The sequence below is a fragment of the Afipia massiliensis genome (assembly GCF_001006325.2).
GTDB lineage: Bacteria > Pseudomonadota > Alphaproteobacteria > Rhizobiales > Xanthobacteraceae > Afipia > Afipia massiliensis_A.
Map to the genome: position 1 here is coordinate 1,109,535 of NZ_LBIA02000001.1, position 25,078 is coordinate 1,134,612.

General features: G+C 54.4%; 23 protein-coding genes. 18 read left to right on the forward strand and 5 right to left on the reverse strand.

Features of this window, described 5'->3' with window-relative positions; all coding sequences use genetic code 11:
- The first annotated feature begins 64 nt into the window (after window positions 1-64).
- The 5 genes from YH63_RS05215 to YH63_RS05235 all read left to right on the forward strand — a co-directional run bounded on the left by YH63_RS05215 (window position 65) and on the right by YH63_RS05235 (window position 4,954).
- A complete protein-coding gene (locus YH63_RS05215; RefSeq protein ID WP_137325121.1) occupies window positions 65-1,288 on the forward strand; it encodes a hypothetical protein in 1,224 nt (407 codons plus the stop codon).
- Between the two features lie 193 nt (window positions 1,289-1,481).
- Window positions 1,482-1,889 (forward strand): hypothetical protein, encoded by a 408-nt coding sequence (locus YH63_RS05220; protein WP_046828513.1) that lies wholly within the window; start codon window positions 1,482-1,484, stop codon window positions 1,887-1,889.
- 581 nt (window positions 1,890-2,470) lie between these two features.
- Window positions 2,471-3,583, forward strand: coding sequence for a PGN_0703 family putative restriction endonuclease (locus YH63_RS05225; protein WP_137325122.1), 1,113 nt, complete (start codon window positions 2,471-2,473; stop codon window positions 3,581-3,583).
- Between the two features lie 2 nt (window positions 3,584-3,585).
- Entirely contained in the window at window positions 3,586-3,927 is a 342-nt protein-coding gene (locus YH63_RS05230; protein ID WP_046828512.1) for a DUF2958 domain-containing protein, read from the forward strand.
- Between the two features lie 292 nt (window positions 3,928-4,219).
- Window positions 4,220-4,954, forward strand: coding sequence for a hypothetical protein (locus tag YH63_RS05235; protein ID WP_052753851.1), 735 nt, complete (start codon window positions 4,220-4,222; stop codon window positions 4,952-4,954).
- A gap of 48 nt (window positions 4,955-5,002) precedes the next feature.
- Here YH63_RS05235 and YH63_RS05240 read toward each other — a convergent pair whose 3' ends face one another.
- Window positions 5,003-5,239, reverse strand: a complete 237-nt coding sequence (locus YH63_RS05240; protein WP_046828511.1) for a helix-turn-helix domain-containing protein — start codon at window positions 5,237-5,239, stop codon at window positions 5,003-5,005.
- A 236-nt stretch (window positions 5,240-5,475) separates the two neighbouring features.
- Here YH63_RS05240 and YH63_RS05245 point away from each other — a divergent pair, with 236 nt between their 5' ends.
- The 7 genes from YH63_RS05245 to YH63_RS05275 all read left to right on the forward strand — a co-directional run bounded on the left by YH63_RS05245 (window position 5,476) and on the right by YH63_RS05275 (window position 13,009).
- Window positions 5,476-6,501 carry a hypothetical protein gene (locus YH63_RS05245; RefSeq protein WP_137325123.1) on the forward strand — a complete coding sequence of 342 codons (1,026 nt, stop codon included), beginning with the start codon at window positions 5,476-5,478 and terminating at the stop codon, window positions 6,499-6,501.
- Window positions 6,498-7,319, forward strand: coding sequence for a hypothetical protein (locus YH63_RS05250; RefSeq protein ID WP_137325124.1), 822 nt, complete (start codon window positions 6,498-6,500; stop codon window positions 7,317-7,319). Before YH63_RS05245 ends, YH63_RS05250 begins: the two co-directional genes overlap by 4 nt.
- 387 nt (window positions 7,320-7,706) lie before the next feature.
- Window positions 7,707-8,390, forward strand: a complete 684-nt coding sequence (locus YH63_RS21990) for a thermonuclease family protein (protein WP_433995111.1) — start codon at window positions 7,707-7,709, stop codon at window positions 8,388-8,390.
- A 20-nt stretch (window positions 8,391-8,410) separates the two neighbouring features.
- A complete protein-coding gene (locus tag YH63_RS05260; RefSeq protein WP_046828508.1) occupies window positions 8,411-9,874 on the forward strand; it encodes a hypothetical protein in 1,464 nt (487 codons plus the stop codon).
- The gene (locus YH63_RS05265) at window positions 9,855-10,685 is read left to right on the forward strand and encodes a hypothetical protein (protein ID WP_052753850.1); all 831 of its coding nucleotides are present in this window, start codon (window positions 9,855-9,857) and stop codon (window positions 10,683-10,685) included. The genes YH63_RS05260 and YH63_RS05265 overlap by 20 nt, the downstream gene beginning before the upstream one ends.
- A gap of 2 nt (window positions 10,686-10,687) precedes the next feature.
- On the forward strand, window positions 10,688-11,728 hold the full coding sequence (locus YH63_RS05270) for a hypothetical protein (RefSeq protein WP_137325125.1): 1,041 nt from the start codon (window positions 10,688-10,690) through the stop codon (window positions 11,726-11,728).
- Window positions 11,729-11,761: 33 nt separating this feature from the next.
- A complete protein-coding gene (locus YH63_RS05275; protein WP_046828506.1) occupies window positions 11,762-13,009 on the forward strand; it encodes a hypothetical protein in 1,248 nt (415 codons plus the stop codon).
- Window positions 13,010-13,402: 393 nt separating this feature from the next.
- Here YH63_RS05275 and YH63_RS05280 read toward each other — a convergent pair whose 3' ends face one another.
- Window positions 13,403-15,730: a Z1 domain-containing protein gene (locus tag YH63_RS05280; protein ID WP_170978664.1), complete on the reverse strand. Its 2,328-nt coding sequence runs from the start codon at window positions 15,728-15,730 to the stop codon at window positions 13,403-13,405.
- Window positions 15,731-15,846: 116 nt separating this feature from the next.
- Here YH63_RS05280 and YH63_RS05285 point away from each other — a divergent pair, with 116 nt between their 5' ends.
- The 6 genes from YH63_RS05285 to YH63_RS05310 are packed head-to-tail and all read left to right on the forward strand — an operon-like array spanning window position 15,847 to window position 20,033.
- Entirely contained in the window at window positions 15,847-16,107 is a 261-nt protein-coding gene (locus tag YH63_RS05285) for a hypothetical protein (protein WP_246658014.1), read from the forward strand.
- Window positions 16,100-17,242, forward strand: coding sequence for a DNA cytosine methyltransferase (locus tag YH63_RS05290; protein ID WP_046829739.1), 1,143 nt, complete (start codon window positions 16,100-16,102; stop codon window positions 17,240-17,242). The genes YH63_RS05285 and YH63_RS05290 overlap by 8 nt, the downstream gene beginning before the upstream one ends.
- Complete coding sequence (locus tag YH63_RS05295; RefSeq protein ID WP_046828505.1) at window positions 17,239-18,099, forward strand: hypothetical protein; 861 nt, start codon at window positions 17,239-17,241, stop codon at window positions 18,097-18,099. Before YH63_RS05290 ends, YH63_RS05295 begins: the two co-directional genes overlap by 4 nt.
- Window positions 18,096-18,710: a GIY-YIG nuclease family protein gene (locus YH63_RS05300; RefSeq protein WP_205717107.1), complete on the forward strand. Its 615-nt coding sequence runs from the start codon at window positions 18,096-18,098 to the stop codon at window positions 18,708-18,710. Before YH63_RS05295 ends, YH63_RS05300 begins: the two co-directional genes overlap by 4 nt.
- Window positions 18,707-19,102 carry a very short patch repair endonuclease gene (locus tag YH63_RS05305; protein ID WP_083992627.1) on the forward strand — a complete coding sequence of 132 codons (396 nt, stop codon included), beginning with the start codon at window positions 18,707-18,709 and terminating at the stop codon, window positions 19,100-19,102. Before YH63_RS05300 ends, YH63_RS05305 begins: the two co-directional genes overlap by 4 nt.
- Window positions 19,103-19,121: 19 nt before the next feature.
- Window positions 19,122-20,033, forward strand: a complete 912-nt coding sequence (locus YH63_RS05310; protein ID WP_046828504.1) for an HNH endonuclease — start codon at window positions 19,122-19,124, stop codon at window positions 20,031-20,033.
- Window positions 20,034-20,092: 59 nt separating this feature from the next.
- Here YH63_RS05310 and YH63_RS05315 read toward each other — a convergent pair whose 3' ends face one another.
- The 3 genes from YH63_RS05315 to YH63_RS05325 form a co-directional block, all read right to left on the reverse strand.
- Window positions 20,093-20,695 carry a hypothetical protein gene (locus YH63_RS05315; RefSeq protein WP_046828503.1) on the reverse strand — a complete coding sequence of 201 codons (603 nt, stop codon included), beginning with the start codon at window positions 20,693-20,695 and terminating at the stop codon, window positions 20,093-20,095.
- 61 nt (window positions 20,696-20,756) lie between these two features.
- Window positions 20,757-22,100 (reverse strand): McrC family protein, encoded by a 1,344-nt coding sequence (locus YH63_RS05320; RefSeq protein WP_083992626.1) that lies wholly within the window; start codon window positions 22,098-22,100, stop codon window positions 20,757-20,759.
- Window positions 22,097-24,991: an AAA family ATPase gene (locus YH63_RS05325; RefSeq protein ID WP_246658015.1), complete on the reverse strand. Its 2,895-nt coding sequence runs from the start codon at window positions 24,989-24,991 to the stop codon at window positions 22,097-22,099. Before YH63_RS05325 ends, YH63_RS05320 begins: the two co-directional genes overlap by 4 nt.
- Window positions 24,992-25,078 lie beyond the last annotated feature (87 nt).

Consider the following 25,078-nt stretch of genomic DNA (forward strand, 5'->3'; position numbering starts at 1 on the left):
GGCGCGTTGTGAACAGCCTGGCGACCCCTCACATTCAGATTGCTCACCCACTATGGAATGACCCATGCCTCATATGTCCCTGCTTGACGGCCCAAATGCCGAAGATCTCGCATCCCAGATCCCCCTGCCCCTCTGGGAAAAATTTGACCCGAATCTCTCCCAGAACGGCGTCTTCGAATTTGAGCTTGATTCGAAGGCACTCGCAAACGCGCTGAATATGCTGATCTTGCCGAGCCGATTGGCCGGCGAACTGCACTTTGAGATCTGCAATGAGCAGCTCACAGTGCGGGCGTCCACGAAAGACGCTACTTTCTGGGCGAAAGGCGCCGTCCCTCTTCTTGCCTGCGCCAACACCCATACGCTGCCAGTGTCCTTCGGCTGCGATCAGTCGATGCTGACTCGTATTAGCAACCTGTGTGAGGGCCCCCTCAAATTCCGGCTCGATTCCGATCAAGAGCGGCTTCATTGGCAGAACCTCGACTATTTCTCCAGCTGCAAGGCCACACTCGTTCCCTGCAAGCCGGAAACGCCTGCCCCCGCGACGACTTCGGTCGTTCGCGTTCAGGCAAAGGTGCTGAAAAAGGCCATCTCGCACGCGGCAACGCTGGCGCAAGCCAAGAAATCGGATGCCTCGTGCTTCCACGGCATCCGCGTTGCAAATGGCGCCGCAATGGGTGGCTATTTCGGCGGCGCATCGCAATTCAGTTCCTCCGAACTGCCTCCGACATTTAACGCGGTTGTGCCCCATCGCGACATTAAGAACGCGATCTCGTTCCTCAATCAAATCCCCGGCTTGGCGGATCTGTCAGTCACCGATAGCAATGTTCATGTCACGTGCGAAAAGAGCGGCTTTGAAGGAAGTTGGTCGACGAATGGCGCCAATATGCCGCTGGAGCTTTCTTCGACATTCCAGGAGGACCTGAAGGTCCGGCTCTCGGTCGTCGCCGAACAGCTCCAGCTCCGCCTGTATTTGTTCGCGGCGTTCCTTACTCATTTCAAACTTAGCCTTCAGCTCACTGATGCTGAGAGCGCCGAGGCAACGATTACGGGGATGTTCAGCGGATATCCCTGGAAATTGAAGTTCTCGACGCTGATCCAAAGCTGGGACGAGCAGATCGTCAAATCGATTGAGGACCTGCAATTTAATATGAAGGACTTCGCTAAAGCCATGTTTGCGCTCAACGGACCTGTGATTGAATTCGGGCTCACCGACCGTAAGCTGTTCATTTCATCGACCGGCAACAATGGCAGCATCCGCAAGACCGTTATTCAGGGCTCTCTCCCGTAAGGGTCACCGCCCCCGAGGACCGGTAATCAAGACTAACTAGGCGGGATTGCCGATCCTGCCGTCACGCCCCTTTATCAAAGTTCACGTCGCAGTTCAGCGATCCGTATGTCCGCTGGGCCCGCGCTTAACGATATGATTTGCAGGTTCATACCGGCCTGCTCCCTGAGGCGGAACCGCCTCCTTTGAGGAACCAATGAACAATCCTGATACTCGCCGTCAGTCCCTCTGGACCATCGAAACCGAGCTGCTCGCACACCGACTGCGGTTGGAGCAGGCCAAAGCGGCGGTGCAGATCCTGCCAACATCAATCGAATGCCTCGCACGATCCATTCGTGCATTTGAACCGGATCCCTGCGCACCCCAGCCACGTAGACTCTTCGAGCGAGACCTGAGCGAGTCATTCGAATATCTTTCTGACACTCTGTTGTCCGCAGAGCGCCTGATCGAAAACATCGACGAGTTGCTGAAAGATGCCGACCATGTGCGAGATCAACTTCAAGAGGTCGACGACACTTCTCCATCAACAATGCAGGTCGATCCTACGAAGTCTGCCAAGATCATTCCCCTTAATCCCGACAAAAACCCTCTGCCCAACCGCTAGGGCGATCCGGCCGCTTCACTGCGACAACAAGGTCCCGCGTTGATCTCATCGCGGGACCTTGCCGTTGCGGCGAACTGGCAGCAGCCAAGCTGCTATCGCCGAATCCGCGCATGAAACGCTATGACAGATACCCCTCAAAGCGCCCGAAACAGCTGTGGAATAGCTGTCGGATCAGCGATATTCGCGTAATCCCCCTCCGATAACGCCGGATGACCTCCGATAACCGACGACAACAACCCTAACCCTAGATGATCTCCCTAACCCCGGATGACCTACCTAACCTTGGATCTCCCCAATCCTGGATCTCCCCTAACCCTGGATAACCTTCCTGACTCCTAATGTCGCCGCCACCCTCACCCCGTACTTTGCGCTTCATCACCCATACCTCCTCTGACCCCTGGCCGTTCTGAACCCAACGGATTTCGCCTTCTCGATTGTCGCGCCCTCTGCCCTACTCCGTTCGCTCAGAGTGACATCGGCCGCCGCGCCAGACCTTCGTAACGAGAATTCAACTTTTTGCTTTTGCCCTCAACATCGCCCTGACTACGCTGAATCTCCCGCGTAACTTCGCAGGAGAATTCATGACTAACACCTCAACATTTGTCTCGTTGCCTCGTGTCCCGCTCGTTTCAGAACAAATCCTGAAAGACCACAACTGTTTCTTCGAGATCGACTCGCGCTTTCGTAAAGCCGCGCGACTGCTCCAAGTTTTGTGGTTGAAGGATCGCAACATTGAACCTGGCGTTCATATTCGTGGCGAAGGTGATCAGGCGGTTGTTATGCCGCTTCACAGCAATCTTTCGCGTGATGCCGCCAATCGAGGCCAGAATTTTATGAACCAGGACATCCACGCCTTTGTGCGACGGACTCTCGTGTTAGCTGAGGAAGGCGCATGTATTGATAAGGAGCGTCTTTTTTCCAACTCGGTCTCTAGCGTTCCAGCGACCTTCAACGTATTTGCGCCGCTCGCACTCGACCTTGGACTGGCGACGTCTGTATTTAAGATTCTGTTTCCGAACTTCGTCGACAAAGTCGAAGACATCACGTTCGAGACGGCGCCTTTGGGAAGAAGGCAAGCACGTGGCCTGAATGATGGTACTGCGTTCGATGTCGCCGTCCAGGCCGTCGATTCCGACGGTCGACCTGTCAGGATCTTTTTTGAAATTAAGTTCACGGAAGAGTTCCCTTCCAACGGAGCCCGTCTACGCCCTGAATATGAGGAGGTTTCGCGGTCGTGTGGCCTCTTCATCAATCCCGATAGCTCGATACTTCGCACAAATGCAATCGAGCAGTACTGGCGGGAAATAATGCTCTCCCAACTCGTCGTCGACGAGGGGCTAACAGAAAGAGCGATTTTTGTTGCCATCGCTCCGCGCCTCAATAGGTCGATGCAAGCTGCTTTTCGCGTCTTCGAGCACGAACTGATCGACGCTGAACATCGCGACGAAGATCGCGTGTCTTTCGTAGCACTCACGCTCGAAAACCTGATCGATACTATTCGAGCTGCTGGTGCTGATGATCTCGCTCGTGATCTTTGGGCGAGATATTGTGACTTCGAACGCGTGTACCATGTTGCGCTAGGGGAATTCGCTGTGGCACCGCCACAGAAAGCCGACGAAGGCACCATTATCTCTCCTCCGCTCCGCCTTTCAACTGGGCGACATAAGGCTGCTCCGCGCGCGAAGCGAGCCTGACGATGACCGAACAATCGTTGCTTTCGGTGGCCGATCGGGTCGAGCTTTTGGTGAATGCGCTTCATCCCGATCGAGACCATCCGCCGGTGGTGAAGCTTTTCACCCCCGACGGGTCGACCACGTGGCTCATCAGCGAAAGCGATCCCGACGATCCGGATCGCCTCTTCGGTTTGTGCGATCTTGGCTTTGGTTTTCCCGAGTTGGGTTACGTCAGCCTTGCTGAGATCACCGAGCTGAGAGGCAAGTTAGGCCTGCCTGTCGAGCGAGACCAGCACTTCGTCGCGGTTAAGCCCCTTTCAGCTTACGCCGATGAAGCCCGAGCCGCCGGGCGGATTACCGCTTAACAACATCGGCGGCCATCAGGCCGCCGATCTATCCCGGCCTTGCTGATTTGCCGGTTTAGAGGTTTGTCCATGCATCAATTCCGCAATCACTATGTTTTATCGTTGCAGTTGCGAATGGAGCGATACCTGGACCGCCGTCTGCGACGATGACTGCCCCGAATGCGGGGCGCGACATGTGTCGCCCGATGACAGCGAGGACGCCGGTCAGGAATCGGCGCAGCACAAGCCTGATTAACGTTCCGCAAGTTCTCAAGTCACTCGCCGAATTTGGCATGAAACGGTGAGGTCACTTATGGATGAAATAAGACGTGTGGTTGTCTATTTCAGGACCCGGCCGCTCGAGCCAAGCTTTTCAGATCAGGCTCTCAAGGAACAGCGTGCCGCTGTTTCTCATTGGCTGGCCGACAATCCGGCGTCAGTCGTAGCGGAATATTCTGAACAGGAAATAGACGGGATGCCTCGCCCGCGCCTGGCTGAGGCAGTCGCCAAATGTAAAACGACCAACGCCAGGTTACTCATCGCGAGATTGGAGTCCATCGGCAGCGGTTCATCGTTCGAGCCACGGATCGCGACAGTCTCCGTAGACATCGCGCCAAAGACTATCCGCGAGATTGGCCACATCATTCCGTGTCCACAGAATGCGTTGTTCGGATTGTCGCTGTATTTTCCTGACTACCGAGGTATGCGCGCCGTGCCAGTATATTTATGCAATAACGCTGATCGTCAGCTAGAGAATTTGCAGGTTACCATTGCCGGGATCACCTCTAAAATCGAGAGCTTGCCTAAAGTCCGGTCACTGACTGCTTCGCAATTAGAAGAATCCGCTCGTGCGCGAGACGCCTCGAACTGCTTTCCTCATCTTCCAGCATTCAGCTCAACGTTGATCGATCACTACGAACCCATGACCGACGGCGACGAGATCATGAGTTATGCAACTACGTTCACCGAGCGAAACGGCCTACGACGGCAGATGTCTGCTCTTATCGGATCAGGGGCCCTAACAGCGCGCTTCATCAAATTGGTCTAATGCTGCGGTCGACAACATCGACTCGATATCTGATCGAAGGAGCAACTCTCAGCGCTTGTTCAGCTTTCTTACGACGTCTGCGGGATCAAAGCCTATGATCCTCCCAAGTTCGATCAACTCCACCACATCCACTCTCCTTTGCCCGGACTCCAAATGGGTCACCCAAGACTGATACACACCTAGCTTTTCCGCCAAATCGATCTGGCGAAGACCGGCCTTCTTCCTCAACTCCACCAACATCGTGGCGAGCTTCTTTTGAAGTGGCGATGTGATCGTTTTTGGCATCTAGCCTCCCAAAGGGGGCTAGAGAAATAAAACGACTTTCCAGATACCGATAAATTCGGTATTTTCGGACATATTGGACGCAAAGGGCAATTTCCCACCGGCTTTGCTGAACATGACCGTAACAACGAACTTTGGGGGTATTTGGGGTGATCGATGCAATGGATAGGGCCCGCGATAACGGGGCAATCTTAACTTGGCGAGGCGCGCGCTTTTTCCGAGTTAGGCTTAGGACAATAATGATGGGCGCGGCGACTTCATTATTGTTGCACGTCCCCGCTGGGGCTCAATCTATTCCTCTTCAAACTGTCCGCAGTATGGCTTGCCAAAGCATGACTTATGGCTCGATCGCGAACGCAGTAGCGTTTAGCCCTTCGCGATCCGAGTATTTAGGTATTCCATTGAAGGATTGGTCGCCGGAGATCTCAAGCGCAATCATCGACCGCATCCGACAATGCACGCCTGAAATTGGCCTGCGGAATGTCAATGACGCCCTTCGTCTGCTTCCGCAGCGCTTGCAAATTATCGTGGACGCCGCAGCACGTAGCCGTGCCCGGACAGCCTCGCCAGCCGCTGAAGCGGATTTCGAGTGCGTACCCTCGAAAGTCAGGGAGTTTGATGCCTCAGATCAGGCCTTTCTTGATGCTGCCATGGGTCCCGGGGTTCGGCGCACTGCCCGCACATCCACTCCAACCATTCTTGAGCCCGGCTCCCGGGATCCAGCAGAGCAAGCTGCACGAGACGCGCGAAAGAGAAGGGAAGCTAAGCAACAGGCTTGCGATGACGCCGCTCAAGCTGAAGCGGATGCAAAGGCCCGGTCGAACCTTGAACAACAAAGACAGGAGCATCTCGCAGCTGCAAACGCCTCGATCGGCGCACGGATAGCTCAGGCTTCGCCGGACGTACAAGCTTACGTCGCTAAGAATCCATCTATCGCTACAAGCGCCGCCGGACAGCCCGATAGTGTCAAACAAAACTTGATTAGCCTCTACAGCGCCGACATCGTTCTCCGCGTTTGTCGCGAGCGATATGGAGAATTTCAGGATTCGATTGCGCGCTTGCAGGAACTCCTACGCTTGACCGAGTCCGTCTATCAGCAGCTCCATCAGGTGCCGGCTTCGGACATCGTTGCAATACGGGCGCGCCTCGGCGTTGATAGTGGCGAAGGGCAACTGATTGACTACGCTAGATCTAGTCGCGACCTTTTGCGGTCCTGCAATGAATTTATCGCGCTCTACAGATTGAGCGCGCCGCTTGCACGTTGACGGACACGCGCTGGCGAGTGCTGCTGCATGAATTTAACGTGCCCCAACAACTAGTGGAACAATCCATGTTGCGCTTAGCTTTAATTCTTGTCGCAATTCTATTTTGCTCTCCTTGTTTAGCGACGAAGGAGAACGCGGCAAAGATCAATCCGATTGAGTTTATCAAGTCAAAAAGCCGGGTAACAGCTTATGTTGGAAGCGATCAAACCGAGTTCGTCGCCTCCACCGAGATGTGGTTTTACAATTTTCCTCTCGACGAGTGCGACGCCTCTATAACACCAGAGAAAGACTTCTTCATCGTAGGCTATTCGTGCCCCGCATCTTACGGAGCACAGCCAATTCTTTTCACACTCACCTCGGCAACCGACCAGGACGAGCTCATCCTAGCGAAGGTCGATATCGCGGGTAAGAAGCTTTCACGAGAGCAGTATTTTCTCTTTATCAAGAAGCCCTTTGATTACGCTGGTTCGTATCAGACGATGCTCACAAAGCCGTTCGACGTAAACATCGTCGATAAAGAAAACGCCATTACACACGTGGGAAGCTTGAAGGATTTCTTAGAATCAAACGAGCGCAAGAGCTATCGATGCTATGTCATCCGTCAAGCGGACCCTGACTATGTCGTTGGCTGCTCCTATAGCACTCCTAAGGGTGGAACCGACCCTACGGCTACGCTCTACTACAAGTTCAAGCTCATTACGAATAGTCAGCTCCTGTGGGTCACCACCTACCGCAATGATCGCACGGAATTCATGGGGCGCGCCGCACTCAAGCAGATCAGCGTTATCTTCGACTTGCCGAACTTTACTTATGAATGATCACGAGCGAAGGGCCGCGCGACCTAAGTCGCCAATATCTCGTCGCGTTGGCCGAGTGTTTAGGGTAAGCCTCACAGCCTCCCGGTCCGGTTCGCGAATGTTTAGGCAAAGGCAGCCGCGCCTTTTTGGCCCGGCAACACTCTACAGAGTTGCTCCGCGAAATGGTTCGTCCGCGGCACTGCGGCTCTTTGATCGATTATCGCAGGCAACGGTTTTGCCTCTTGGCCTGCCTGTGGCAACCGGAGGTATTCAGAATTCTCAATTCCAACGACTCAAACAGCTCTCCGCTCTCCTTCACAATGCTCGCGTGATCGTCCAAGTTCGCGTATAACGTGCACCGACCTGGGAGGGGTGCGCATGGTACGTTTGGTGTTTGCTTGCCTGTTGATGTGTCTCGCTAGAGCAGAACCAGCATTGGCGAGTGGCTCTATCCCAAACGTCGTCGATGCTGACACCATCTATCTCAATGGCGAAAGGGTCCGCCTTCAAGGCATCGATGCCCCCGAAACGGACCAGACGTGCCTAAATGCGACAGGCCAGCCCTTTAAATGCGGTCTTGAAGCCCGAACGGCACTCGAGACCAGGTTTGGAAACCGGCCGTGGACGTGTCGCCCCTTCGGAAAAGACCGCTACGATCGCACCCTAGCCAAATGTTCAGTCGACGGACAGGATGTTGCCCGCTGGCTTGTTCGCGAGGGATGGGCGCTGGCGTTTCGTCGGTACTCTACTGACTATGTGCAGGATGAGACCGCCGCGCGCGATGCTCACAGCGGTCTTTGGAAAGGCTCCTTCATCGCCCCTTGGGACTGGCGACAGCGCTCACCTACCAGCGAGGTTCTAGGGGCAAAATCAGTTTCGATTGACGCTAGCCGCGCCCTAACGGGCGCCTCCGCAGCACCTCCAAGCCCCAGTTGCGTCATCAAGGGCAATTTGCGGGGTAAGACTTGTATCTATCACATTCCGACCGGTCGATATTACGACCGGCTAGATATGGCGAATAAGGCAACCCGTCGTTGGTTTTGCAGCGAAGCCGACGCGCAAGCCGCCGGCTGCCGTCGCTCAAAACTCTAACCGCGTAGACGAGTATTATAATGAACGAAAAGGCCTCTAGGCGGCATGCAGCCATCTCAAGACTGCGCGAATTATTTGGTCAAGCTCCCCACCCTTATCGCCCCTCAACTCAAATCTTCCTCGATCTCGACGTCGAGCAGGCGTCGCGCAATCAGGATCTCGCCCAACGTGGAGCTGAGCGGGGAAGCAGTGAGCGTCCGGACGCCAATGCCACAGTGCTAGATGATATCGAGCACCAGGTCGTTGAAAGTACAGAAAGCCACAAGCAGACTGCTCACGCGATCTATCTCGAGCAGTTGCATACCTACGATGCCAGGCTCACGGCTCTCAACTTCGAAGAAAGATTCGCCATCATCCGCCAAGCCGCACCAGAAGCGGTCGGTGATTTTGCCGCCGAAGCTTCAATGGGGCGCGACGAGCTGTTTGAACTGCGCCGTCGCCTGAACGAATCCGAAGCCGAACGTGAAGACTTTCGCAAACGGCATAAAATCGCGCGACCCGCTCGGCTTTCCACCATCGGCAAGGTGTTACTTAAGCTTGGTCTGCTCGCAGTGCTGTTTGTGATCGAAGTAGCTGTGAACGGCGGGTTCCTATCGAAATCCAACCAAGGTGGCATTCTCGGTGGCCTTTCCGTCGCTTTCGTCTTCGCCGCCTTCAACATCATAGTTAGCTTTCTTTGTGGGCTTACCCCAATTCGCTTGATGTATCGCCGCAACATTATTTACAAGGCGATGGGATTCTTCTCGCTCCTCGCCTATCTCGCGCTTGCGGTGGTGCTAAATTTAGCCCTCGCTCATATCCGCGAAATTCCGCCCGACGTGCTAATCGATGTTGACCGCGAGGCGTTGAAGAGGCTGCTTGAGACACCGTTTGCTCTGCACGAAATCCAGTCTTGGCTCCTCTTCGGCATCGGTCTTGTATTTTCTATCATTGCGATGGCCGATGGCCTTTTATTTTTCGATCCGTACATCGGGTACGCCGGCCTAGAGCGGCGGTGGCAGTCAGCCAGCGCGCGTTATCGGACCGCAAAGGAAGAATTAATCCAACAGCTGCGCGATATTCGCAACGACGCCTCGGATGCAATGAACGGCGCTGAAAGGGATCTTGCCATCCGAAGGTCTGAATACGACGCGCTCATGGTCGCTCGCGGCCGCTTATCTCAAAGATTTATCGAACATCAATCTCAGATTGAGCGCGCGACGAATGCTCTCCTGCAGGTTTATCGCGAAGCCAACCGGAGGGCTCGCTCAACCCCAGCGCCGGCCTATTTCGATCGCCCTTACGTTCTTGAGCGTACGCCTATCGAACCTGCCAATCGCGATCCAGACGAGCGCGAACGTTTGCGCCGCTCGATCGAAGAGGTTCAAGATCTCCTCAAGACGCAGGCAGAGGCGGTCCACGGTTCGTTTGATGCGGCCGTGAAAACCTACCGCGAGATCGACGAACTCTTCCCAGAAAGCAGTTATGCCAAGAACCAGACGTAGACGTGCTCGACAGGACAACAATTTTGGCATTGCCGCGGTTGGCGGCATCGCTTTGTTTTTGTTAGCGGCTGTCGCGCTTGGGGCCTTTGGTTGGTTCTATTTCACGGCGCCGGTCAGACCCGTGCTGAATGCTCAATCTAACTGTCCGACCTCTGGGCCCGATGGCATTTCCGTTGTCCTTGTCGACACATCCGATGATCTCCCTGCCACGACCAAAAGCGAAGTCCAGAAGATCCTTGACGACCTCGTCTCAAGCTTGCCGCAATACTACCTTCTCGAAATACGCGTGCTCGACGTCGCTCAGAGCCGCAGCACCCCTCTGTTCGCTCGCTGCAACCCGGGCGATGGAACAGGGTTGAATAAATGGACCGACAATGAACGGCTGGCGCGATCTCGTTGGCTCGAGACCTTCCGAAAGCCCGCCGAAGAAGCTATCCGCAAGAGTGTCACACCGGCTAAGGCAACAAGTTCGCCAATCATGGCGGCAATCCAAGACATCGCGATAGAGCAGTTCTCACCCGAGCGAGCCCGGAACATTCCAAAGAAGTTGACTGTCATCTCGGATATGATTGAGCATACCCGGGACTACAGCCAATATTCTCGAGGGGGCGATCTAACCTATCAGAGGTTCAAACAATCGCCAGCCTACTTGAAATACCGGACAAATCTCTATGGCGCGAAAGTCACGATAAACTACGTAACGCGCCCTTCTGTAATGGCGGATACAAATCGCCATGCAGAATTTTGGATGACCTGGGTGAAAGACAACAGTGGGACCCTTGATCTGATACATCGCCTACAAGGAACATAGCCGTGTCTGATACATCGCCAGCATCTCAAAGCCTGCCACCCGGCCTTCTCGGGGGTGGAATATTCTTTGGAACCGTGATTATCGGCTGCTTGTATATCGTTCTCTCGAAGGCATGGAATTTGTCGGCCGTAATGGTGACATCCGTGCCCGTCCTGATCATGATTGCTTACGCGGGGCTCATGGCAGCGGCGCGGCTGTTGCGACTTCGCGATGATCAGGCTGGCGATAATCTCTACTACATGGGTTTTCTGTTCACACTGACCAGCCTTGCGGTCTCGCTCTATCAATTCACAGGTGAGGGGTCGGCTGAGGCAATCGTTCAGAACTTCGGCATCGCAATCGCATCAACTATCGCCGGCATTGCTCTGCGCATTTTCTTTCATCAAATGCGCCGAGACCCGGTCGAGGTCGAAGCGACCGCGCGCTTGGAGCTCGCAGACGCGTCGAGACGAGTTAAACGGGAGCTCGAAGGCACAGTATTGGAGTTTGCCTACTTTCGTCGAATGACTCTGCAAACGATGACTGACGGCGTCGACGAGATGAAAGAAATGCTCGGCGAAATGCGGCAAGCCATAGCCGGCGAAATCCAGAAGATGGCCGGGGACATCAGCAGGCCCCTGGAAGAGACATCTCGCAAATCGGGAGATACGGTCGAGGCACTTGCCGAACGTATTTCGGCGATCCTGGACGAAGTCGCCGAGCGGCTGGTCCGAGCGACAGATCACCTCTCCCGCGGTGCCGGTGCCTCCGTTGACGCGATGCGGACGATGGCTACCCAACTCAAAGCAATGCAGACACCTGAACAAATCATCGAGATAAAACTGGCGCCAATGATTCAGGGACTTTCCCGAGCCGTCAATTCTTTCAAGACAAGCGCCGAGATCCACGAGAAAACAGTCGACAAGAGCTTGAAGCGGACCCAAGAACTCGCAAACGCGATTGCACGCCTTGCCGAGGAATTGCGCGCCGTGGACGCGAACTCGCCGGATCGTTCGACCGAAGGCTCATGGGGGCCGTTGGCGGGAGGCAAGGCAGCCGAGTAGTATGGGACGGGGACGCAGGAATCGACGTCGGGCATGAGCGAGCAGATCAACCGCCAAGGATCCTCTTATAGGCAAGGCCTCGTCCTTGGTCTCACCATGGCTGAGATCATGTTGTTGCTGGTGTTCTGTCTTCTTATCGCGATGGCAACTTTTTTGCGACGCGAGCAAGGAAAGCTCGCGGCAGCAGAAAAACGTTTAGAGCAGCAGCAGGCCGCGCGCGAACGCGATTCAAGTTCAATCGCGGCCCTCAAGGAGGAAGCGGCCCTCATTGAGAAATTGGCGGCTTCCGTTGGGTCAGATCCAGTCAAGATCGACGAATACTGGCGAGACCTTGTCGAGAGTAAGGCCGCCATGAATCAAATTATAAAAGAAGGGACTTCGCTCAAAGAGCTGCGCGATAAAGCGGCGAATATGACATCGCTGCAAAAGGCCGGCATTGACACGGAAAAAGCGCTTCGAGACGCCGATATCGTGGCCGCTATAAAGCGGGCTCTGCCGGATGCCGAGCGGGTCGCGTTAACACCGCAATCCGCCGCTGAACTCGCTGCCAAAGGCGCTCGGTCGGCCGCAGGCGGCGGGGGCAACCGCTGGCCTCCAATCATAAGTCTTAGTGAAGAACGAGGATACTTTTTCAGAACAGGAAGTGCTGAGCTCGAGCACAGGTTTAAAGAAGCGCTCACAACAACCACGCTCGATAAAATCCTTGATATCGTCAAGCAGCACGACATCGATGTGATCGAAGTTGTGGGACATACGGACGAGCAAGCTTACGGTCCGAGACGCGCTTCTGCACCAACTTCAGTGCCGACGGATACGTCGACTCCTATCCCCCTAGTCCCCGCTCCGCTCGTTGCGCGCACCTCAAATCTCGATCGCAGCCTCACTAGCGTGCTGAAAAACGAAGGCGATATCGGAAAGCTAATCCCAGCGGACAACGCAGGCCTCGGCTTGGCGCGAGCCGTCTCCGTGGTGAGCATCCTCCGGCAATCCCCGAAACTCGCCGGGTACAAAATGATTCCACTCTCCGGCGGTCAACTCATCGACACCAACGAATCGCTTGCGCTGAGCGGAATGTCAGGCGGTGATGTGGCACAGCGTCGGCGAATCGAAATTAGGCTCCGCAAATCAACCCCGCATGAGGCCGCGGCATCGATCTTACCCCCACAAGCGCCGCCGAAGCGAGCCCCACCGAAGCAAATAGCTCCCCGGCCGGCGGCGGCGCTTCCGCCGGTGCCGGTGCCGCCCCGCCCATCCTCGCCCGTCAGTTTGTTTGGCAATTAGCAGCTCTGGATGATCGCGGGACAGCCGCGCCGAAATCGAAGTCGAGAAAATTTCCTGATCGCGTCGCGATGTGCATTGGCCGCGGAAGGCACTATGCGGTGCTTCTGTGACCAGCATGGAGCTCGCCGCCCGTCCCGCCGTGGAACTTTCTTCGACCGGAACGCTGTGACACAGACTTCTCAAAGAGCTGAAAACAGCTGCAGGATAGCTGTCGGATCACCGATATCTGCGTAATCGCCTCCGATAACGCCGAGTGATCTCCCGGTAACACCGGATGAGATCTCTCTACCCTGGAAGAACTCTTCCTACAGTTTCTACGCCGAATAACCTTCCCAGGCGGGGCATTTCGGTGCAGCCGGGTTCAGTTGATAAAACTGGGTGGCAGCGCGGCAATCATGCCGCCACCTTAGTCGCGAAAACGCAGGGTTCAGCATCGGACGGCACCGCAAAGATCGGCCACCAGAAATGATGAGCCGTCCAGTTGAGATCTCGCCCTCCTTCCTGCTGCAACAAAACAAGCGCCGGCTTGGTCCGCTTCGTATCCAAAATCTTCGCGCGTAACGCTGTACCCAAAATCGAGCGGCCGGATTTGTCGCCCGATTTATTTCGGTCCAGCCTTCTGCCCGTTTCGGCAATTAACAAGATTTTCCCGTCGCCCCCGTTCTGAATGTCGGCGTAATACGCAATGAGCGCCCGCATGGCGTCCCATTCAAACTCCGCGTTGTCGAACTCCATGCTTTCTTCAATAGCATCGACAATAGCCATCGCCGTCTTCGCTTCGACCTCGACGAACTCGCCGCTATCGCGCCAGTTATCAGGAATCAGTTTGTCGATTTTCTTCTGAATGGCGGCCATCGCCGCCCCACCACGCGTCTGAAAGTCGCTCGGCAAAAGCATGCTGCTTTCCGAAACAGTTACGACATCGCTGAGCAGGACCTTGTTGGGGGCACAGGGCCTAACGCGGTTATTAGCATCGGACTGAATGAAAACAACGCCCTGGTCGTGATCCTTGTCAAGAAACGCTTTGCGCAAGGTATTTTCAAACTCATTGATCATGTAAAGCCGATCATAAACCGCGCGAGAAGTATAAAAACGCGTCACAGCGAGATCGCGGCGGCTCCGGTTGCCATACATGCGGGAATGCTGAAGGACCGTGTCGGCCTGCATCGTCTTTGGATTGCGCCCATAATAGAAAGCGATGAGATTCGGAATCGTAATTCCGCGGTCGAGAATGTTGCCTCCTACGTAGACATTGTACGGCGTGCGCAGTTTCAGCTCGGCCTTATGGTCCAGAAGCGCCATCACATCTGCGTCCGAATTCACTCGCTCAACGACAATTTCATCGCTGCGCAAGGCGTCAATGAAGGTATCGAAGGCCTCGTCTCTCGAAGGCATTTGACCGCCATCGGCAATGACAGAGGCATTGAGGTCGTTATAAGCCGCGTCGAACAGCGGGCGAAGAGTTTCGGGGGCATCCGCTGCAGCCTTGATCACTGCCTCGAAAATCCAATTCAATACTTGGTCTTGCCAAGCATGCGCCGCCTTCTGCGTGTCGTTATGGATGATCATCGTGTACTTCTGAGGCCGCTCGCCGACCTCGATCTGCTGCCGACGTCGAATGCCCGCGGCCGCAATGAACGTGACGATCGCTCGACGAATGCCAACCGTGTTCGGACTATCGAGCACGCGGTCGGCGCTGATGCGGCGAAGGTCAGGCTTCCGCAGCGCATCCTGCTCTTGAGGCGTGACTTCGACAACGAGACGAGCGCGCGGGTCGGTCTCTTCGAAAGAGCCGAAGTAGTCGTCACCGCCGACGTATCCATCATGAATGGGCAGAAGTTCCGTAAACGCCGGGCGCTTTGGTTTGAATACAGCACGCGCCCCGGTAGCGTTTTCATAGCCCTCGGGCTGCAGATACAAGGAATACGGAGTGGCTGTGACTTGCAGGAACGCAATGTCTTTTGAAAGACCCCGCAATTCATCGATTTGATTAGCGATTGTACCTTGATCGATTACTCCTTCGTCTCGCTTCGGCACGAAGCGAATTCCCGCCAGATCCGCCTCATCATCCACGATAAGGATTTTGCGGTTTTGCAGAGCCGCATGCTCCCGCATGAACTCAATCAACCGTTCAAGGTTGCGCGCTTGTTTCTTGGCGACAACGACGATTTTGCGGCCGAGCTCGCTACGCGTGAGTTTCCCTGGCAGTTTCATAATATCGAGAACGATGAGCGCATCGTCCTCGATAAATTCCGCGAAATCGGAGCTCAGGCGCGAGACCGTTTGCGCGGAGAGCGTCTTTGTTCCCTTCGTGAGGACCAGCGCAATATCGATGTCATGGTCGAACGCTTGTGCAATAGCGCCCACGAACGCCCGCGTCTTGCCGGACTGAATTTTGCCCAAGAGCATACCGGGCTGATCGCCGGAGGTCGCGTTGCCTTTCAATTTCTGAATCACATTGGTGACGCAGTTCGCCAAGTCGTCAGTATCCTTCCGGAAACTGCGAAGACGGCCATAGAAATTGGGACCATTTTTAAGTTCGGCCAGCTTGCGATTGTTGCGTTTGAGCCAATCACGGACCTGCTCACGGCGGAAGATTGGCCCAGATGCCAGTTCGCTCATCGGAAGGGGGAAGTCAGGAGCGCGGGTTCTCCAGTTTGCCACTGCTTGGCTGGTTACTCCCGCCATCGACGCGATTTCATTGATACCAACCAAATCCATAATTTCCGCCCCCGATCTGTGAGTAATGTACACAGATAATACAGAACACATGTGTGTAACGTCAACATTAAAAATGGAACTTCTTCAAAAAAACTAATCTTTAGGAGGTTTGTTCTATGTTGGTTCTTGTTTTTGGCGCCAAATCGGCGCCTAATCGCGGAATGAGTCGCATCGCCATGCCCAAACGCCTCGATGACCGCGCCCGTCAAAGCTTGCGCTTAGCCCCACATCTGTGGGCGGCTATTGATCTTGTGCGGTCCATTCGCCCCGGCACCGCCTCGCGCAACACGTGGATAACCGAAGCCATTCTCGAAAAGATCACGCGTGAACAAGCAGAACGCGATATCTCCCGTCCTGGGGACAGTCATCGTGCATAATTTCTTTGAGTTCTTCGCTGGTGGTGGAATGGCCCGCGCCGGGTTAGGACTCGGCTGGAATTGCGTTTTTGCCAACGAATTCGATATCAAAAAGACCGCTATCTATAAAAGAAACTGGATAGCGTCCGACGCTCTCAGCGTCGGCGACGTCGGCAAGCTGACAACAAAAGATATTTCGGGCACAGCTGACCTGGTTTGGGCGTCGTTTCCTTGTCAAGATCTGTCATTGGCCGGAGCCGGCGCTGGTCTGAGGGGTGACCGCTCAGGAACATACTGGCCGTTCTGGCGCCTGATGGAGGCGCTGATAAATGATGGCCGCGCTCCAAAACTTATCGTTCTTGAAAACGTATGCGGCACATTGACCTCGCACGATGGCAAAGACTTCACGACCATCTGCTCCAACTATTCGAAGGCCGGCTACCGCTTTGGAGCTCTTATCGTTGACGCTGTGCATTTCGTTCCGCATTCGCGCGCTCGCTTATTCGTCGTAGGCATACGCGAAGATTTGCAGATCCCGGAGAGCCTAATTGCTGAAGGACCGGGACTTTGGCACCCGCGCAATCTGCAAGACGCTTGTGAGCGCCTGTCTGCTAAGGTCCAAGAGAAGTGGATTTGGTGGAACACCGCGCCTCCCGCAAAACGCAATGCCACGTTCGCGGATCTGATCGAAGATGAGCCTGAGAATGTTGCTTGGCACACGCCGGCCGAAACAGCGAAGCTGCTGAACATGATGAGCGACATTAATCGGAAAAAATTGGACGCAGCCAAGCTGGCTGGCCGGCGCATGGTAGGTGCGGTTTATAAGCGCACACGCCGGGACAGTGTTGGCCGAAAAGTCCAGCGCGCCGAAATCAGGTTCGATGATGTCGCCGGATGCCTTCGGACGCCAGCCGGCGGCTCTAGCCGTCAGGTTATCGTCATCGTCGATGGTAAAAAAGTTCGATCGCGATTGATTTCTCCTCGCGAAACTGCGCGTTTGATGGGTTTGCCGGACAGTTACCAGCTTCCTCAGAATTACAACGAGGCGTACCATCTGACCGGTGACGGCGTAGCCGTGCCCGTCGTCAGGTATCTTGCGCAATCCATATTCGAACCGTTGCTGAACTTTAAAGGGAAATCCCGTCGGGCCGCATGAGCGTTATCCCTTGCCAGATTAATGAAGCGCTCCAGACCAAGATTCGGGAATTCGCAGAGATTCTAAAAACTCAGGCCCACACGCTCGGCGCGCACGGCCTAGACGAAATAGAATTTTACAATAGCGGCTTGTTCCGAGGCGCGATTGAGCGGATCCGTGGACAGTTCTCAGCGACAATGCGCGACAAACGCGAGTTTGTTCAGCATATATTGAACCACATGCAGGACCGCGGCTTCATCTCCGAATGGAACGTGTCTGGCAGCGAGAACCGACACGATTACACAGTGCTGATGCCCAGTGGGCGTACAGCGGTGATTGAGCTTAAAGGATGCCTCGACGGCAACAATACCAACATTTTCGAACGACCGCCCCACGCTCATGAATTTATCGTTTGGAGCGTATGCTCCAATCCCGGTGCAGATCCTCGTCTCAACGCATGGTCAGGTATCCACACGAGGCTAAGCGCCGAAATCATTTCGCGTTCGCAACGCGTAGACGGCCTAATCATTTGGGACTGGGTCTGCGGAACGGTTGGCCGCCCTTGCCCAAAACTTTTCGGCGAAGCCGATCCTCGGGTAACAGAACTCGCTCATTATCGCTTACCGCCGCCATGCATCTACATGTTTCCGGCGACCATCCCTAGCCCCAGAAATAACCCAAGTCCTCCACCGCAAACGCTGGGCGATGTAGAAATCCTGAACGCATTTGCAAAATGCTTCAAAGCAAATGAGAACGATCTGAATTATGTGACCGTTGCCGTGGCGCATGCCGAAGCGGACACGGTGAGATCCACAACGATCGTACGAAATGGCGAAGTTACTCGGCAATCGAATATGACTGCTATCAGGCGGTCATGAGCAAGAAGCCGCATAAACGCCTGACGAGTTTGCAATTCCGCAAAGCCGCGATGAGGAAACTCACTACGGAAATTGGCGTCTACGTATTGTGCGATCTCGATGAAGTGCCAATCTATGTCGGACAAAGTATTAAAGGCATCCGAGGACGCGTGAGCAGACACCTCACGTCGGCGCGCTCTGACGTTATCGCCAATCGCCAGATCGACGTCTGGGAAATTGCCTATGTTAAAGCGTGGCCCGTCAAAAGGTTGGCGGACATTCCACATCTTGAAGCGAGGCTGTTCAAAACCTTCGACAAACGTAAGGCGTTGATGAACGGATCGATACCGAATCTGTCACGTAAAGTCCCTCAAAAAATCCCTTCGCCCGCTCAAACCATTCAAGTGATGTCTGATGAAGACATCAAAGTGCGGCGGGACCCGATGTTGCGTCTGCCGCGACAAATCGAGCACATCGGCAGACTCGTCGATCACATTCTGAGCGTTAAAGATTCTGCGCAATTGCGTCGGTCGCTTGCCGCCCATTTCGAAAGATTGGACGCTTATCGTGAAGCATTCCTACGTCAGACCGGTTCAGTCAGACGTGCGCCCGGCGAAACGGACGAAGAATGACCGCCGACCGCAGCCGCATCATGCGCGCGGTCAAAAGCCGCGACACAGCTCCCGAATTGTTAGTTCGGCGCATGATCCACAGGCTTGGGTATCGCTACCGACTACATCGCAAAGATCTTCCGGGTAAGCCGGATTTGGCATTCATTAAAGCGCGCAAAGTCGTCTTTGTTCATGGCTGCTTTTGGCACGGTCATACTTGTGACCGTGGCCGCCGCGTACCGAAGACCAACACTGCTTACTGGCTAAAGAAAATCTCTCGGAACCGAGTCCGCGACAGCAACTCCGTTAAGGCTCTCAGAAAGATGGGCTGGAAAACATTGATTCTATGGGAGTGCAAATTGAAAAAACCCGAGCAATTGGCCGCGCAAATTGCCAAATTTCTGGATTCATGAAAATTCAGGCTAGGTTTCTATGAAGGCTGTATTCGACACAAAACCAACGTCAATTTACGACGACGACATTTCGAGACATTACCAATTTCCTCGTCGATATCTCAGCATCGTCGAAAAATGCATCGATGATTGGATCGTTCTCCGGCGACCGAGAGCGGACGGCGGGAACCTGGCTTATTTTGCAACGGCAAAGGTTATTGCCGTTCAAGCCGATCCTAACACACCAGGAATGAGCTACGCCCGTCTGAGCGACTTTCTGGCATTTGACGAACTCGTCCGATGGAGAACATTTGATCGATACGCGGAAGAGCCGTTGCGAAACATACCCCAACAACAGGTCGGCGTGTATCTTCGAGGCCGTTCTGTTCGTCCATTGAGCGAGGCAGATTTCGCCAACCTAATTGCAGCGGGAATAAAAAGAACTCTTGATCCAGCGAATTCTGAGCGGTTAAGCGTTCCCTCGACGATCGTTGAAGACGCAATTGACGCTGTCCAACCTCCTCCCGCGGGTGAACGAAATTGGCGGATCGAAAAGATGCTTACTAATCGCATCATTCGCGACGCTAGTTTTCGGGGAAAAGTTTACGACGCGTATGACAATAGATGCGCCGTAACGCGTCTGCGAATTTTAGATGCGAAAGGCAATTCTGAGGTGCATGCCGCGCACATTTGGGCTGTCGCCGACGGCGGCCCCGACGTGGTCCAAAACGGTCTCGCCTTATCCGCCACTGTTCACTGGCTGTTTGACCGGCATCTAATTTCCCTGACTGACAACTATGAGTTGCTAGTTGCAGATACGCTGGTGCCGATCGAATATCGCACTTTATTCGCGCAGTTCGGCGATCGAATTCAATTGCCAGTCGATCCTAAGTCCTGGCCCCATCCAAGTTATCTATCAAAGCACAGAGAACTGTTCCTAGCGGCTAAATAACATCCCTGCTGCCGCCACTTGCCGGCGCATTCCAGTTTGGGAGGCCACGAAGTTCAAAGCTACTCATGGAGCCCCCAGCCTCGATCTGAATCATTGCGCCGATTGTTGGCCTCTGACGGGACCGTTTCGGAATGCCGTTTCTGACCGTCAGAGCCGGTCCAGTCAAACCTGACGAACCAACCCGTGCTTTTCCCGCTATTGCTTCGATAGCCAATTACTTGCTTGTGCACTTTGATGCCGGCCAGCACCATTGAGCCCGATCCGGTCCCTATATTTGCGATAAAAACTCTGTCGATGAGACGATGATTGGTAAGGTCGCTTTCCGCGATCAACGATGGATCTTTGACTGCGCGCTCGCGTCGTCGTCGTTCATCAATTTGATCTCTGAACTCGTCGGCGCGCGCAAGATAAGCCTCTGCCTCTGGGGCCCCTGCCGGTTTCCACCCCTTCTTCATCGGCAGGTGTCCATCCTTGTATGCGATCAGGATCGCCGCCGCTGCATCCGGCCCAACCTCTAGGACAACATCGAGCAATGACCTGTCCCGCGAGTGAATGTCGCTGCGCTCGGCGGCGGATAGGAGACCACCTTGGAGAACGAGACGCCGTGTCTTGATCGGCATGATGCCGGGAAGGCCGGCCAGAAAATCAGTAAGTGAGCGCATAAGTTCTACATCTTCTATGCGATGGCGGAATTGCGAAAGAGAGCACGGCGATTATGCGCAATCAAACTGTGGCAGCGAGCTCAACATCTGCAATATCTGCAGCAGACGACATTTGAAAATCAACATCGCACAGCGCCCGAACCCGAGTGAGCATATCTTGGCTCGTCGATACGTCAATTGTCGCCATTACTATCCGACCATCGCTGCCACTTACCAGATGACTTCCTGTCACTCCCTCCGATCGATGAAGTTCAGCATGATGGGGATAGAGAAGCACCAAGCGAGGGCACCGATAGATTTGGCCATAAGCCATCATTTGATAAATGTCAGACTGGTTTACACCTTGCTTGGAGTCGTCGATCTGCGCGCTAAGCCGCTTCCACTTGGTATCAATTACAAATTCGACCGTGGATCCTCGCTTTATGAGGATGTCGGGCTTCGTCATGAACCGCCGCTCGCCGCTCTCGACATCCTCTAAGCAATACAACCGGCCACCTTGCGACGTTACGGACAAGCCGGTTCCAGCTAATGCCCTTTTCAGCATTATAGAAACGTACTCTTCAAAAAGAGTATTCATCTCGAAAAGCAGCGAAAAGCCTTTTCCCTTTCCATCTGAGGTCGTCTGGAACCGACCGCCAAGAAGCAATCGCGCAAGGTTGACGATCTCTCTCCATCGCTCATTAGTTCGATCTAAGATTAGATCGTGCCATCTAAGCGCCGGGATCGGAACGTCTGCAATTTCTGCATATGCGAAAGCAAGTTCAGATAGCCTCCGCTGATTCTCATTGGATCGCGATATGCGAGCGAGCCGCGAGATGGCTGCTTTCATGACCTGGTTAAGCGCAATATCCGGCGACAAGGCATCAAAACGACAGGCCAACTTCTGCGGATGAGCAACCAATGCTGTAAACTGGCGGGTAATGTTGAGCTGGCCTCGTAGAGCCGACAAATCCTCTTCGCAGTCCACATAGCGACGCGGCATACCTTGACGAAGCAAGTCGGCAAGTTTGCGCGCGAACAGGCCGATAAGAATCTCAAGTAGATTCTCCTTTTGCCATCCGAGGTCTGTAACCGCCCCGCTGGCAATTTTCATGTCAAGTACTGCAGCCAGCATGTGGATGAGCTGCTTACGGATGCGCCCGGAAGTTTTCTGGGCGTCGGGCTCGCCAGGGAAGTCAATTTTTGGAAGAATCTCTAAAGAGCAACCTTCCGCTGCGATCACCCCCACGACTTGAGCAACACGAAGGTCTCGTCTGCCGTGGGTCAGGATTCGCGCGCCGCCTTCTCCGCCCAGAGGAGAACTTCTAGCGACAGCAGCGATGCGATCTGCAGCCCATTCGGGTATGCAATCTTCGCTCCCTCCGTAGCGAAGACTCCGCCATTCAAGAACGGTCCGACGGATCATCTGAATTGATCGTAACAGGAATCGCTGAATGGCGTCTTGACGCTCCAGCGATAGCGTTGTTCGCCGCCTTCATCAGCATTGATTCCGATAGGCGCGATGAGCGCAGCGCGCTCCAGAAACTGGCCCTCATTTTCCGTGTCGCCAAGCGCGACTGCGACCTTGCTCCAGTCCTCGTAAAAGTATTCCGCCAGCAAAGGGATAACTTTGTTTCGCATGACAGCGTCCACTTCAGAGCGAGATTTACAGCTCATAAAATAGGCATGTCCAATTTGATGCTCGCGATCAAACAGATACTCGATCCGTTCATTCAAGGTCTTCAGTAACTTCACCAAATTCACTTGCGTCCGCTGACTAGCGTCTACAAGCACCGTCGGATCTGGCATCAGTTCGCGAAACTCGAAACGCCGCCGCAACGCTGTATCGAGCAATGCAATTGAGCGATCGGCAGTATTCATTGTGCCAACAATATGAAGGTTTGCGGGAACGCCAAACATTTCGCGGGAGTACGGAAGACGAATCGTCAACTGGTTTTCCGCGCCAAGGCGCTTGTCCGCCTCAAGCAGCGTGATCAGTTCGCCGAAAACCTTGGAAATATTGGCCCGATTAATCTCGTCAATAATTAGCACAAATGACTCGGGCACCCCGCTCGCATCGAGCTGCTGGCTAGCTATGTAACGTTCGAGAGCCGGCACGTTCAGATCTTCGCGCGTCAATAAATAAATGGACCTCATCGAGAATCCACGTGCATAAATTTCCTCAACCGGGACCCCCGCCCTATCGCTCCATAGCCATCGAACGCCGCGCCGGTGAGAGTAGTTGCCGCTCTCGCGTGGAACGTATTGATACTGGTCGGTCACAACACCGATCGCGCGAAACAGACTGTTGCCTTTCGAAACAACGATGAGGTCGCCCTCTTTCATCCAGTTGCGAAAAATGTATGGGCACTGCACACGCCCACTCATTGCGTTGGGTTCAGGCTCATCTGGATAAGCTTGCTTCCACGCTTCAATGAATGCTTCCCGTTTCTCAAAGCGGCCGTCCGTCCAGTCCATATTGCCGAAACCGAGCAGCGCGTAGCTTCCCTCAAGTGCTTCCTCGAACAGATATGAATCGTCGGGATTGGAGGCTTCGCCGATCGACATCTTGAAAACCTGGCGGTCGCCGATCTTGAATTGTGAATTGCCGGGACCGGTGCTGGTCTGCGCGCGCCGTGTGATGCGCCGAAAAATGCCCGGTTCGGGGACGAGCCTGAAGCCCGCGGACGGCCCCCCTCTAGCTCCCGACGCGCCCTCGTCTAAGTCGACCGAGTCTTCGTTGCCTTGATGGGGACGCAGACCTTCTACAAACTCCTCGTAACTGAATGACTGGTGAAAAGTGACAAACTCGATACGCCCAGACGCAACAAGGCGGTCGTACTCCTCCCGCAGCTCCCTTGGATGCTCCGGGGCCCTGCCGTTACACAAGGCGACGGCCTCTCGCGCCGTGGCATAGGTTTTTCCTGTTCCAGGTGGGCCGTATAATATTCGATTTGTTGGCACGGCTGCTGCACGCGACTCGATGCTCAAAGTTTCCCCCTGAATAGTTTTCTCGAGTTCGTTCTCAGATCCGTTGTAGGTCGCCCAGATGAAGCCTTGAACATCCCAGAGATCTCGAGGGCGCCACCTCCAGTCCTCTCTCATCACTTTCAATATTTCTTCACTCAATGAAAGGATCTCGTCGTACTCCTCTGCCGAGAACGGAGCATTCTTGAGAAGCGAACGGTGAAGAAGGCGCATTCCGACTGCATGGATAGGTTGGTATCGCACGACGATCGCGCGCGCCGGCAACGCAAGCGCGAGAAGCGTGGTCGGAATTGTGCGCATATCCCGATAAGGCATATTTCCGTCTTGCCCATCTGAATAAATGGGCCATACCTTCCGAACGAACTCTTGGACCGCAAGAGAGGCATGAAGCGTGGTCCGAACTAGTACGCCTGCAGCTTCATCAATCAGTGATGAATCTACGGCCCGCACGTCGCGTAACCGATTCGTCATCCTCCAACCCAATAGATTCGATTCCTTTGAGTTCAGGAGATCGAAAAACTCACGCCCAAGCTCGATGTCTGTTTTTCCGTCTGCCCGACTAAGTATCTCACTCGCACGCGAAATGAGGGCTTGCTTGTATCGACGCTCTTCTTCCCAATAACCGCCATGATTGGCGTCAAAGCCGACCGCTTCAAAATCTGGGAATCGAGACGTAAAAGCTTGCTTCAGCCCTTCCAGCGCAACCCGATCCAGCCGATGACTTTGATCGTACCAATTGAGCACGCTTCTAAAGCGCCCTTCGTCGCCTATACGTACGCTCAAAACATCCTTTGGAAAGCCGTGTTGCCGTAGAAACTCTGAAGGATTATGGCTCAGTCGTCCGGGGAGGTTTGAATGTCTGCCGCGCGAGGCAGCATACAGTTCGAATTCCCACTCCTTGGGCGCTGCACGGCCGTCAGTCTCTAACCACAGCTGAACTGTTTTGATATCGCGTTGGAGCGCTATCGTTCGTCCGTCCGCCAGGAGAAACGAGATTATTTTATCGTTTTCCACCTCCGGATTACCGTATCGACCTCGCAATTCCACTTCCGCGGCAGCAACATCGATTGGCGCCGTCTCTCCTAAGGCAAAGGTAAAGACAACTGTCGAACTGTTCGCAGGTCCGTCTCGGTTGATCTCACGCACTCGGGCGTCAGCTAAAAACTTATTGCTCCCAATTGCACTGCAAACAGCTGGGAGAGCGTTTACGAGCTTCATCTCGCGATGCACATCGCCCGCTCTAACCGCTAATTGCTTGTTTCCACGAGATCTTGCTGGCTCTATGTAATTGGCAATCACAAACTGGCGAATATCATCGGCCTGGCTCATAAACCTAGCGTCCTATATTGTTAAAGCGCTTGTGGGGTCCGCAGGATCATAAGAAGACTTGGATCCACACGATTGAAACGAATAAGA